The organism is Bdellovibrio sp. BIS2, from assembly GCF_055398295.1.
Genome location: NZ_AP035879.1, coordinates 805,957 through 818,320, shown reverse-complemented (window position 1 = coordinate 818,320; position 12,364 = coordinate 805,957). Strand labels below are relative to the sequence as shown.

Genomic DNA, 12,364 nt, shown 5'->3' with positions numbered 1-12,364 from the left:
GATAATAAAAAAGGGCGGTTTTACCGCCCTTTTTGCATATCCTGATTTGTCAGATAACTTAGTCCCCAAGACTTTCGATGGAAATAAATCCGGTCGTTCTTTCTGGGGTTAGCTCTCCCGTGGTATCACGAGAAAAGCCGATGATGTCCACGGTCCCTGATGCCTGGAATGCCGTGGAAGCACTCAAACCGCCGCAAACGATCGGGCAGGTCATCGAGATACTTTGAGCTGGAGTGTATCTTTGCGCTGTGTCTGTCGGAGCTTTATAGCTGGCGATTTCAGGTCCCCCGACAGCCGCTTCCCCCTTGTTCCACCAAGTGTCATTCAAAGCCAGAAGGTTGTCTCCGGCAAATTCACAAACGTAAGCTCCTCCAGAGAACTGAGGTCCCTGGAACTTCAAACGTATGGAGGCAACAATCAGCGTCTTCTGAACGTTAGGCCACGCAATTGTCAGATACTGCACTTGGAAGAACGCAGCCCCCACATCATTTGGCGAAGGGTTCGTGGGATCTTCCGTTTCTTTGGTGATACAGCTTTTTGCCGACGCATTGATCACATAGGTGCGCGATGGCGACACTGTCGCGGAAAGCTGACTGGCTTCCTGCGAGCAGTTTGGCAGGGTTACTGCCACCAATGCCAACAATAAAACTTTCCAGTGTCGCATGGGTCCTCCTCGTTAGAAATCGGTGGTTGTCGGATTGCCTGCGTTGGTGTCGATCTGACCCATGATTCTTGGGGTCAGGAAGATCAGCAACTCAGACTTTTCCTTGGAGATATTCTTGGTCTTGAACAGGTAGCTTACGAATGGCAGTTCGCGGAACCAAGGAACACCCACTTCACCGTCTGTGGCATCACTTTGATAAATACCACCAATAACAGCGGTCTGACCGTTTTTCACCAGCACACGGGTGTTGGCTTCACGGCTGTTCACCGCAAATGCACCCTGACCGGCACTGGACACGTCAGCACCACGGAATTGTCTGTTAACCAGTACTTTCATGATAACAGATCCATCCGCCGTTACCTGTGGAGTCACCTCAAGTTTCAACGTCAATGGTTTGAACTGGAACGTTTCCTGAGTCGCTGTCCCATTCTGAGTCACCTGACGCACCGGAACTTCCGTTGTCTGGTTGATGTCGGCTTTTTCATTGGACAGAGTCATGATACGCGGAGCAGAGATGATTTTAACCTGCTCTTCGCTTTCGTTCAGAGCCAAAGCCGCTGACAGTGTACCGAAGACATCCAAAGTACCCACATTCAGGTTGAAGTTCAAAGCACCGGAAGAACCCGCCGCACTTTGATTCACGTTGAACGATGGATTCATGTTCACCGGACCACGGGACGTGGAACCCAGCTTGATTGGCGCGCCCGTCGCACTCCAGTTCACACCGATATTGCGAGTGAAGCTTTCTTTGGCCTCAACGATTTTACCTTCGATGGACACTTGCGCCGGCTGCGTATCAAGGCTGGCGATCAGTCTTGCCGCTCGTTCGAGGTTTTCTTCGATATCGGTCACAACCAAAGCATTCGTACGAACGTCGCCGACGACACGGCCACGGTCACCCAGGAAATCTTTGATTTTCTTTTCAAGCTCGTCCACTTTGGCGTAGCTGACCGGGAACATGCGAACCTTCAAAGGCTCCAGGTTCTTTCTGGCTTGAGCCAGTTTTGTTGCATCGTCTTCTTCCGCTTTCAGATCCTGAAGTGGAGCGATACGCAAAACATTGCCCTGTCGGGTGTAACCCAGCTTTTTGGCTTTCATGATCACAACCAGTGCCTGGTCCCAAGGAACCTGACGCAGTTTCAGGCTGACTGCACCTTTGACGTCTTCAGAGATCACCATGTTCACGCCGGATTCTTCAGTGATGAAGTTCAAAGCGTCACGGATGTCCATGTTGCTGGTCTCGATAGAGATCTTTTTACCGTAGAATTTGGTGTTGCCCGCAAGGAACTCTGTCAGATTCTGGCTTGGCAGAATGTTGTTGTCTTCCATCGCTGTGCTGACGTCAGTCACTTCGGCCGCTTCCGCAGGAGCAGATCCGCTGGCCACGATCAGAAGGCTGTTGCCTTCCTGCTGAACTGCCGGCTCGCCAACACCTTCACGCATCTGGATCACAAAGCGTGCGGTAGAAGAACCCGGGTTTTGATAGGCATCAATCGCCCCCACGCTGCCTTTGATGTCTTTGGTGTTCAAAGAACGCTTCAAACGGTCTGGAAGGTTGGCGTTGTCCACTTCAATAATGAACTGGCGCAGATCCGGATTTGTGCGGGTGGTGTACGTCAAAGGACGATCCCCCTGCACGATCACAGTTCCGCCGGTTTCGTTGGCGCGGAACTTAAGGTCCGTGATGTTTGCCGGAGCTCCGGATGGAACGGCCGCAATTGTTTCAGTCACCGGAGCCGGTGCCGGCTCGGTGATGGACGGCTGATCCGCAAATGGATCAGGAGTCGTTTCCGTCACCGTCGGTTCTGGAGTTTGCGCAGGAACATCCGCAACAGAACTGTCTGCGAACGGATCTTCCGTCGGGCTGGTTTCTTCAGGAGCCGGAGCTGGCGTATCGGCCACTTGTTCCTGGCCGCCCGCCTCGTTCACTTCCTCTTCGATGGCCAGATCCTGGTCACCGGCTGGAGCTGCCTGAGATTCAGCCTGGGCAGGTTGTTGATTGTCGATTTCATCGAATTCTGCAAAGTCATCAGAAGCTGAATCAGCCGCTGGAGCGCTTTCATCCGCAGATGTCACATCTGCAGAGGAATCCATGCCATCCAAAGACAGATCGTCTTCAACCGGACGGCTTGCACAGGAAGTCAGAGAGGCAATCATTGCGCTCAGGATTACTAATCTAATGAATCCGTTCATTAGTTCCTCCTCTTAAAAGATAACTATTTTTTCAACTCCATAATGCGTGACTCTTTGAAGGCTTTGCCGTCGTCGTATTTGGTTTCCACGACAACAACCTCCCCTTCACGGATCGCCGCCACGAATCCTTCGCTTCGGCCGATCTTGGAGTTCTTAGTCACTACAAACACAGCCCCATCCGGATCTTTGATCATCGCACGAGGTGTTCTCACATCCCACAAAATACCCACGACCTGTAAACGATCAACTTCCCAGCGCTGCAGAGGCTCGAGAATCTCGTTTGGACGAGCCGCCTCCGGGCCTGTTGGGCGGACCGTTTTAAAGACCTTGAACGGGTCTCTTTTCCCGGTCGGATCGTAGATGTAACCATCACTAGACAAAATCTGCTGCGGAGCCGGCGCTGTCATCTGATCCCCAACCGGCATTTCATTGGCCGGAGGCGGAGGAATCTGTGCTGGCACATCCGCTGTTGGCGGAGTTTGCGCTGCCGGAGTGCCGGCTGGAGGTGGACTGCCCGCTGGGGTGCCACCGGCTGGAGGCACCTGAGTGTTTTCAACCTCTTTCAGAAATTCCGCTGGAAGATCACCGTTAGCCGGAGCATCCTGCGAATGCGCCGGTGCCATGAACTTCATGCTGACCGCAAAGGCCAGCCAAAGTCCCAGAGAGGCCACTAAAATGTAAGACACAATCCATCTTACAGACTTCACTGCGGGTTCTCCGTTGTAGCAGGCTTCTTCTCTTCAGGGGCCAGCTTGTAACCAACCACCTGACCTTCAAACTTCAATTTACGGGAGCCCGGTTCGCTTTCAGAGATCACAACATTCTGAACGCGCGCCATACGCTCGGCCGTGGACACCAGGAAAGTGAACTGAGCCAGCTCTGCGTAACTGCCCTCAAGGGACACTTCAACAGGAACCTCTTCCACGACTTCTTTTTTAATGTTTTCACCCGGTTTTTTCGACTTCACGCTGACGCCAGCATTACGGGCGAAATCATCGATCGCCTTATTGATATCAATAGAGAACAGCACCGCCGGCAAACGACGGGAGATCTCCTGATACTTCTGGCTCAGTTGACCGACTTTTTCCTGCATCTCCTGAACCTGTTTCAGGGTTGCATCGGTGTCTTTCTTTTTGTTTTCTTCTTCCTGCAACTGCTGATTCACAGTGACGATTTGAGCGTCGACAGCGGAACCGTCATCGTACATGAAGTTCCAATACATGGCGGTCAGACCCAGGCCGATCACCAGGATTTTACCAATTGTCTGGACTGCGAGCAGATCAAATAGCTTATTCATTCGCTCTCTCCAACAAACAACTGATTTCAAACTTCTTCAAACTGACCCCGTCCGTCACCGTTTCACTGGAGCTGACAAGGTTTACATCCATCAGGAACACACTCTTGGTCAAAGCCTCCAGGAACTGAGAGACCTCGAAGTCACTCAATGCAAGACCCTGGATGTTTACACGTGTCGGGTTCACCTGAACGCGGGTCAACCACGCTTTTTCAGGAATCACTGTCTGTAACAGATCCAATACACGGATCTCACGCTGACGGTCTTTGGAGATCTTCTCCAAAGCAGAAATACGAGCCTCCATCAGAGCCTCGTCCTCTTTGAACTTTTTAATCTCGGCCACGGAATCCGCAGCTTTGGCGTTGTAGGTCTGAAGCTCCGCCAGAATCTGGTTTTTGGAGTTCAGCTCTGCCACCTTGCCCGGCACGTTCTGATTTTCGTAAATATACAAAGCTAAAGGTCCGATCAGCAAAAGCACGAGACGCTTCAGCGCCTCTTTGCGGATCTCATCAGCCCCCATGAAGGAGTCAGAAGAAATCCCCAGAGAAGCCCCGATGGAGCCCCCACCAGAGGTTGACGCTTGTGATGCCAGATTGATCTTGATCATGTCGCATCCCCCTGTTCACGCAGGGCCAGCCCCGTTACAACCCCGGCAAAGGAGCTGATCTGATCAAGATATTCAGGAGAGAATTTTTTCGGATTGGCCTTCACACGCAGGAACGGATTGAACGGTTCCATCAGAATCCCGGTCACACGGGAAACCGTTTCCACCAGTCCGGAGGTCGCAGAGCTTCCACCCGTGTAGAAACAACGGCTTAGAACCAGACCGTTCGTGGTGGCACTTAGGAAATCCAAACTGCTGCGGATTTCTTCCGTCACCGCCTCGTTGGTCGCACTGATGATGCTGTGAACTTCGTCCGGAACTTCACGGCGGGAAATCGCACTGAGCTTCAACGCTTCGGCTTCCGCCACAGTCACACCCATCGCTTTGTGGATTTCATTGGTGTAGTTGGCTCCACCCACAGGGATGTCACGGCAGAAGATCACTTCGCCGTTTTGAAGCACGACGAAGTTTGTGATGGAGGCACCAAAGTTCAGGATACCGATCACTTCGCCCGGGATTTTTCCGTAATTGAGTTCAAAGGCATTGGCCAAAGCAAAGCCAGATACGTCCAATACGCCACAAGTCAGCCCACTGACCTCAATCACTTGAGTATACTGGGTCACAAGTTCGTTTTGGGCGGCAATCAGCAGAATATCCATGGCATCCGGGGACGCACTGGAATTCAGAATATGATGGGCCAGGCTGATATTGTTGATATCAAACGGGATGTACTGCTCGGCCTCAAAACGAATCTGATCTTTGATAAGTTTACGATCCATCTTGGGAATTGTGATCTTTTTCACGATCACGGCGGTTCCCCACATGGCTGTGGCGATGGATTTACGCTTGGTTTTTACTTCGTTGATCAACTGCTGAATGGCGATACCGACCGAGGCGATATCCACGATCTCCCCGCCAGACACGGCATTGGGAGGCGTTGGTGCAAAACCAAAAGAGAGAAGCTGGGCGCCCTTGCCACTGACGTCCATTTCAGCAAGCTTGATGGAGCTCGATCCAATGTCGAGTCCTATGACCTTTTTCGATTTAAAAAACATGCTTTCGCTGCTTCCCCAGTTGTACCACTCGGATGTCTTTTCAAAGACTTACGTCTTTAGGACACAAGTCTGATATACTAAAATTATTTCTGCTTGGGTGGGGAATGTCAAACAAGGGTCGAGGCTGAAACCAAAAGGTCCAGCCCCGGGGCGAAGGTCTTGCCCTGAAATCAGACAGCCGGAAGGAACAAACCGAGGTACCAAAGGGCGATGGCTTCACCACCAAACAGGTAAATCACCGCACCCAAAGCCAGATAAGGACCGAATGGAATCACCGTCTTTAGTCCAGCTTTCTGCTTTCTGGCAGCGATCAGACCGATCACACTGCCCACGATCGCCGATGTCATGATCACAAACGGGATGGCTTTCCAGCCGACAATGGCACCGATCCATGCCAGAAGCTTGATATCTCCACCGCCCATGCCTTCGTTTTTGGTGAACATATAATAGACGTAAGCCATCCCCCAAAGGAAGCCCCCGCCCATCAACACACCGAACAAGGCATCCAGGAACTCACGCTGAGGGTTCAGGGCCGCGCCAACAAGTCCAATGACAATCCCGGAAAGAGTGAATTCGTCCGGCAAAATCATGTGATCTAGATCGATGAATGTGCAGACAACAAGTCCAAAAATAAAGATCAGATACTCAAGCAGTGTCCAAGTCAGACCTGCATAGTGGTAAGAAAGCGCGAACAGCACCGCCATGATGATTTCCACCAGAGGATAGCGGAATGAAAACTTGGCGTGGCACTTTCGGCATTTTCCACGAAGAATGAACCAGCTCAGGATGGGGATATTGTCATACCACTTGATCTGGGTTTTGCAGCTATAGCAATAGCTGCGTGGCTTGACGACACTTTCCTCGCGCGGCAGGCGGTAGATCACGACATTGCCGAAACTTCCAAAAATCGCACCCAAAACAAAGAAAAGGACGTAAAAGCCCGTATCCAGATCAAACAATGTCTTTTCTCCTGAAGAAGAAGTTCGTCGCCAGCACCGCCAACAAAGCCCAGCCCGTCATGTGCGCCAGCATCCACAGAATATTTTCAGCCGGAATCCCCTTTTCAAGGAAGTACGCTGATTTCCAGTTCATACGATAGAAATTCGGGGTCAACCAGTGCAGCACCTTCACCGCCTGCACAAACATGTCTTCACGGCTTTTTTCCGCGAAGAAAGCCAGGTCCCCCAGCCAATGCCCCAGCAGGAACACCATAAAGCCCGCGCCCAAAGCCAGCACCGGACGCACCACCAGGCTGAAGAAAATCACCAGACACAGAATCACGGCACTTTCACACCACAGGCTTAGGGCGATTTCCAGGAACGACAGAAGGAATTGAGGCTCTTTCCACAGTCCCAACAAGATCCACAGCAAAACAGTCAATGAACCCATTAAAAGACTGTTCAACGCCAGAACACCCAGAAGCTTGCCGACGATAAACTGAGCCCGCGACACCGGTCGGGACAGAATCAACAAACAGGTTTGCTTTTCGATTTCTTTCGCCAGCAAATAAGCTCCCGAAAAAAGGGAAATCCCCAGACCTGAAATCTGAATGGCCAGGAATCCAAAATCCGTCAGAATTTTACGTTGTTCCGCAAAAGACAAGGCACCCAAAAGGAAGCTCAAGCCCAAAAGAGCGATGGCAATCAGCACCGCCACCATAAAAACACGTTCACGCAGCATTTCGCGCAAAGTGGTGCGCGCCAGAGTCCAAACCTTATACACGGCCTTCCTCCTTTCCTTTCAGAACAGAGAAGGCTTTTTCAAGACTTTGGAATTCGGCCATGAAGGAGTTTAACACCCCGTCGTACAAAATCTGACCGCGATTGATCACCACCAGATGGGTGCAAAGCTCTTCCATATCCTGCAAAAGATGGCTGCTGAAGAACAGACTGACCCCGCGCTTTTGTTCTTCGCGCAGAATGTCTTTCACCATGGCCCGGCCATCGGGATCAAGACCGGACATCGGCTCATCCAGAATCAGCAGATCCGGGCGGGTTAAAATCGCCTGCGCAATCCCAATTCTTTGCAACATGCCCTTTGAATAAGTTCGCAAGCGGCGGTCACGGGCTTCAAAAAGATCCACTTTTTTCAAAGCTTCGTGAGCTCTTTCATGGAAGTCCTTCATCGAGGCACCGTAACAAAGATTCCAGTGCAGACGCAAAAACTCCATTCCCGTCAGGAATTCATACAAATACGGACGTTCAGGAAGATAACCGATGCGGGTTTTGCTTTCACTGGTCAATGGAGATCCAAAAAAGTTGATCTGACCACTGTCCGGACGAATGAAATCAAAAAGACATTTGATCGTGGTGGTTTTGCCCGCCCCGTTGCTGCCGACAAAACCGGATGTCTGGCCTTCTGGCAAAGAAAAGGTCACGTCACGCAACACATGACGGTCCTTTTCAAAAAGACCGCCTTTGAATGTCTTATTCAGCTTTTCAATTGATAATACAGCCATGAAAAACTATGGCTTCAGCTCGATATTCAAAGCTTTCACCATCTCCCTGACAGGATCATACTGTTTGGAGGTGGCAGGCATCAAGTCGCGAGAACCCAAAATTTCAGAGTAAGTGTCTTTATTGCGGTTCTGTTCCAGAATATCAATCAGGGTGAACATCAATGTATGGGTTGTCTTGGGATAAGCATCATAGAAATCCTGACGAACGCAGAAGGGATCATTCGGGATCGGGGCGCTTTTCCATAAAATACGATATTTGGCTTTCTTGTCAGTACCGAATTTTTCCCAAGCACCCTGCAAACCTTTTTCATCGTCACTGAACACAGCGGCCGCATCGACTTTTTTGGCTTCCAGGAACTGAATGGAGGCCTGGTGATTGCCAGTGAAGACAACTTCTTTGAAGTCCGCATCACTCAAACCCTCTTTGCGCAAAGCCACCTGGGGATACAAATACCCTGAAGAGGACTTGTCATCAACGAAGGCCACTTTTTTGCCCTTCAAAGACTTCAGATTTTTGATTCCTGATCTTTGTGGCGTGATAATCATGGAATAGTAATACGGCTCGTGCCACACCTTCTTCAGAAGGACTTTGGCTTGCGCTTGCTGTTCAGCAAAGACATAGGTGGAGGAACTGAAAAAGGCGAAATCCACCTTCTTCGTTTTCATCGCCTCAATCAAACCGACATAGTTCTTGGAAACGTAGATATTGACAGGAATATTGAGTTTGGCCTGAAGCTCTTTTGCCAGAGCCAGGCCTTGTTCACGCAGATTCTCGGGATTACCCCCAGGGATCACCCCAATGGTGATGCTGGGAGGGACTGCTTCAGAGGTGCCCTCCGCTGCAAAAGCTGTGGAGATCGAAAGAAGTGTCAGCAGTCCGAGAATGAGTCGTTTCAAAATTCCTCCATGGCCCCCAGGGCCTCGACTGATGATGACTCATTTCTTTCATTTTTCAAAGCAAGAATGAAGGCTTCAGCAGCGTCACTTTCGGTGAGGCATGGAATATTATAGTCAGTGCAAGCTCGACGAATGTCGAAGCTGGCCTCAATCGCACGGCGTCCTGAGGTGGTGTTGATCACAAAGGCCACATCGCCCGAGCGGATCTTGTCCACACAGTGAGGACGGCCTTCATCGACTTTTCTTAAGGACAGACAGTTCACGCCCTTATCATTAAAGAAGTTCGCGGTCCCCGTCGTCGCAGACACCCCGTAACCCATGCGCTGAAGTTCACGCGCCAAAGGCAGCATGACTTCCTTGTCCTTGTCTCGCAGAGAGAAGAACACCTGACCGATTTTTGGAAGTCTTATGTTACTTGAAAGGAAGGCTTTCGCCAGAGCTTCGGAATAATTCTTTCCGCGACCCATGCTTTCACCGGTGGACTTCATTTCAGGGCCCAGGATGGAATCTGATTCCGGGAATTTCTTGAATGGGAAAACCACACCTTTCACGGAGACGGATTCGGTGTTTCTCCAGTTCAGGTTTTCAAGTTTCAGGTCTTTTTTCTTTTTACCCAGCATCGCCGCCACACCCAGATCAATCAGCGGAATGCCCGTAGCTTTCGCCACGAACGGCACCGAGCGGGAACTGCGCGGATTGGCTTCAAGCATGTACACGACGTCGTTCTTCACAGCCAATTGCAGATTCAAGTGGCCGATCACACCGATACGGTTCGCCAATTGCTTACTGAGGTCTTCAATGCGTTCGCAAGTTTCCGGTTTCAGACGGTGCGGAGGCAAAACCCCCATAGAGTCCCCGGAGTGAACCCCGGCCGCCTCGATGTGCTCGACAATTCCGCCGACCACAACCCAGTCATCCCCGCGCACCAGATCCACGTCGACTTCCAAAGCACCAGCCAGGAACTGATCCATCAGGCACGGCTTTTCCGGAGCGATATAGTCTTTGTGGCGCTGGAAGTAAGACAGAAGCTCTTCGGTGTTTTCGATCACTTCCATGCGGCGACCACCCAGAACATAACTTGGACGGCAGATCATCGGGTAACCGACATTTTTTTCAATGCGAAGGGCTTCTTCCAAAGAACCGGCCATGCCGGAATTTGGAATTTCAAAATTCAGTTCACGACAAATTTTAGAGAACAATCCACGGTCTTCAGCCAGATCGATTGTTTCAAGCGAAGACCCCAGCAAACGGTAACCGGCTTTCACCAGATCCGGAGCCACCCCAATCGGAGTCTGCCCACCCAGCTGAGCCACAAAACCATAGGGTTTCATGAAGCGCATAATTTCTGACAGGCTTTCCACCGTCAGAGGTTCAAAGAACAACACGTCTGAGGTGTCGTAGTCAGTGGAAACGGTTTCGGGATTGGAATTCACCATAATCACCTTGCGACCGTTTTTCTGGAAACCCTTCACTCCGCGCACACAGCTGTAATCAAATTCAATCCCCTGCCCGATGCGATTCGGACCACTGCCGATCACCACCACTGCATCCGGCGCCTGAACTTTGGCGGAAGCCATTGGCCAGTAAGAAGAATAGAAATACGGTGTCGAGGATTCAAATTCACCGGCACAAGTGTCCACTTGCTGATAGCGCGGGAACATCTGATGCTTTTCACGCAAAGCGCGGATGTCAGTTTCTTTCTTGCCAATCAAAGCTGCCAAACGGGCATCGGTGAAACCTTTGCGTTTGGCCTTCAAAAGAAGATCCACGTTGTTTTCAGTGAAGTCCGCCTTGAACATTCTTTCGAATTTAATCAAAGCCTCGATGTGTTCCAGGAAATAAGGATTGATACGAGTCAGTTCCTCGATTTCCGCCACGGTCTTGCCATCACGGAAAGCCTGGAACAAATGATAGATACGACGGCTGTTTGGATAAGAGATCTTGCCGGTCTCAAGTTCCACCTCTGGAATTGCCTGAGGGTCTTTTTCAAGACTGGCCAAAGCCTTCATCAAGGATTCCTGCAGCGTGCGCCCTATGCCCATGACTTCGCCGACGCTTTTCATCTGCGTGGTCAAAGAGTCTTTGGAGCCTGCGAACTTTTCAAAGGCAAAACGCGGGATTTTGGTAACGATGTAGTCCAAAGCCGGTTCGTAACAAGACGGTGTTACTTTGGTGATGTCATTTTGAAGTTCATCCAGAGAATAACCAATCGCCAGCAAAGCTGCGATCTTGGCAATCGGGAACCCCGTCGCCTTACTTGCCAGCGCCGAAGAGCGGCTGACCCGCGGATTCATCTCGATCACCACACGTTCTTTTGTTGTTGGGTGAACGGCGAACTGAATGTTGGCTCCGCCAGTTTCAATGCCCACTTCATTGATGATCTTGCAGGCTTCATCACGCATGGACTGATATTCACGGTCGCTCAAAGTTTGCTGAGGAGCCACGGTGATGCTGTCACCGGTGTGAACGCCGCACGGATCCAGATTTTCGATACTGCACACAACCACGAAGGTGCCCTTGTGATCACGCATGACCTCAAGTTCATATTCTTTCCAGCCCAGGATGCTTTCTTCCACCAAAACTTCGGAAGTCGGGCTTTCATGCAGCGCTGTCACCAGCATTTTTTTGTATTCTTCCGGCGAGTACGCAATACCGCCGCCGCCCCCGCCCAGAGTGTAGTTCGGGCGCAGGATCATCGGATAACCCAGCTCATCGGCGATTTGCAGGCCGTGTTCGTAGGTGCGGATCAGGTGGCTTTTCGGGTATTTCGCGCCGATTTTGTCCAGCAGACCACGGAAGATTTCGCGGTCTTCGCCGGCTTTGATCACCTGAGGTGTCGCGCCCAGCAGTTGCACTTTATATTTTTGCAGGATGCCTTTGGCATGCAGATCCAAAGCCAGATTCAGGGCCGTCTGGCCGCCCAAAGTTGGGATCACAGCATCGGGCATTTCTTTGGCGATGATTTTTTCCAGATAGTCGACCTTTAAAGGTTCAACATAAACGCGGGTGGCGATCTCTGGATCAGTCATGATCGTGGCGGGATTTGAATTCACCAGGATGACTTCAAGGCCCTCTTTCATCAGGGCCTTACAGGCTTGAGTGCCGGAGTAATCAAACTCACAGGCTTGTCCAATAACGATGGGTCCAGATCCGATAATAAGAACTCTCTTAATACTGGACTTGCGCGGCACTCTTTCCT

General features: G+C 50.9%; 11 protein-coding genes. All 11 read right to left on the bottom strand.

Features of this window, described 5'->3' with window-relative positions; all coding sequences use genetic code 11:
- Positions 1-58: 58 nt before the first annotated feature.
- Positions 59-664, bottom strand: a complete 606-nt coding sequence (locus ACZ520_RS03995) for a hypothetical protein (protein WP_374032160.1) — start codon at positions 662-664, stop codon at positions 59-61.
- A gap of 12 nt (positions 665-676) precedes the next feature.
- Positions 677-2,857 carry a type IV pilus secretin PilQ gene (gene pilQ, locus ACZ520_RS03990; RefSeq protein WP_374035006.1) on the bottom strand — a complete coding sequence of 727 codons (2,181 nt, stop codon included), beginning with the start codon at positions 2,855-2,857 and terminating at the stop codon, positions 677-679.
- A gap of 23 nt (positions 2,858-2,880) precedes the next feature.
- A complete protein-coding gene (locus ACZ520_RS03985) occupies positions 2,881-3,564 on the bottom strand; it encodes a pilus assembly protein PilP (RefSeq protein WP_374032157.1) in 684 nt (227 codons plus the stop codon).
- Entirely contained in the window at positions 3,561-4,154 is a 594-nt protein-coding gene (locus tag ACZ520_RS03980; RefSeq protein ID WP_088566089.1) for a type IV pilus inner membrane component PilO, read from the bottom strand. The genes ACZ520_RS03985 and ACZ520_RS03980 overlap by 4 nt, the downstream gene beginning before the upstream one ends.
- Positions 4,147-4,758, bottom strand: a complete 612-nt coding sequence (locus tag ACZ520_RS03975) for a PilN domain-containing protein (protein ID WP_088566090.1) — start codon at positions 4,756-4,758, stop codon at positions 4,147-4,149. Before ACZ520_RS03975 ends, ACZ520_RS03980 begins: the two co-directional genes overlap by 8 nt.
- Positions 4,755-5,810: a type IV pilus assembly protein PilM gene (gene pilM, locus ACZ520_RS03970; protein ID WP_088566091.1), complete on the bottom strand. Its 1,056-nt coding sequence runs from the start codon at positions 5,808-5,810 to the stop codon at positions 4,755-4,757. The genes ACZ520_RS03975 and pilM overlap by 4 nt, the downstream gene beginning before the upstream one ends.
- A gap of 170 nt (positions 5,811-5,980) precedes the next feature.
- Positions 5,981-6,769 (bottom strand): prepilin peptidase, encoded by a 789-nt coding sequence (locus ACZ520_RS03965; protein ID WP_088566092.1) that lies wholly within the window; start codon positions 6,767-6,769, stop codon positions 5,981-5,983.
- The gene (locus ACZ520_RS03960) at positions 6,762-7,532 is read right to left on the bottom strand and encodes an ABC transporter permease (protein ID WP_232468709.1); all 771 of its coding nucleotides are present in this window, start codon (positions 7,530-7,532) and stop codon (positions 6,762-6,764) included. Before ACZ520_RS03960 ends, ACZ520_RS03965 begins: the two co-directional genes overlap by 8 nt.
- A complete protein-coding gene (locus ACZ520_RS03955) occupies positions 7,525-8,268 on the bottom strand; it encodes an ABC transporter ATP-binding protein (RefSeq protein WP_088566093.1) in 744 nt (247 codons plus the stop codon). The genes ACZ520_RS03960 and ACZ520_RS03955 overlap by 8 nt, the downstream gene beginning before the upstream one ends.
- A 6-nt stretch (positions 8,269-8,274) precedes the next feature.
- On the bottom strand, positions 8,275-9,165 hold the full coding sequence (locus ACZ520_RS03950; protein WP_417868013.1) for a substrate-binding domain-containing protein: 891 nt from the start codon (positions 9,163-9,165) through the stop codon (positions 8,275-8,277).
- A complete protein-coding gene (gene carB / locus ACZ520_RS03945; RefSeq protein WP_464127592.1) occupies positions 9,162-12,356 on the bottom strand; it encodes a carbamoyl-phosphate synthase large subunit in 3,195 nt (1,064 codons plus the stop codon). Before carB ends, ACZ520_RS03950 begins: the two co-directional genes overlap by 4 nt.
- Positions 12,357-12,364 lie beyond the last annotated feature (8 nt).

What these genes read in the sequence shown, in the direction of transcription:
- ACZ520_RS03995 (WP_374032160.1), bottom strand. Translation starts at nt 664, where the DNA reads ATGCGACACTGGAAAGTTTTATTGTTGGCATTGGTGGCAGTAACCCTG.
- pilM (WP_088566091.1), bottom strand. Translation starts at nt 5,810, where the DNA reads ATGTTTTTTAAATCGAAAAAGGTCATAGGACTCGACATTGGATCGAGC.
- ACZ520_RS03980 (WP_088566089.1), bottom strand. Translation starts at nt 4,154, where the DNA reads ATGAATAAGCTATTTGATCTGCTCGCAGTCCAGACAATTGGTAAAATC.
- ACZ520_RS03955 (WP_088566093.1), bottom strand. Translation starts at nt 8,268, where the DNA reads ATGGCTGTATTATCAATTGAAAAGCTGAATAAGACATTCAAAGGCGGT.
- pilQ (WP_374035006.1), bottom strand. Translation starts at nt 2,857, where the DNA reads ATGAACGGATTCATTAGATTAGTAATCCTGAGCGCAATGATTGCCTCT.
- ACZ520_RS03975 (WP_088566090.1), bottom strand. Translation starts at nt 4,758, where the DNA reads ATGATCAAGATCAATCTGGCATCACAAGCGTCAACCTCTGGTGGGGGC.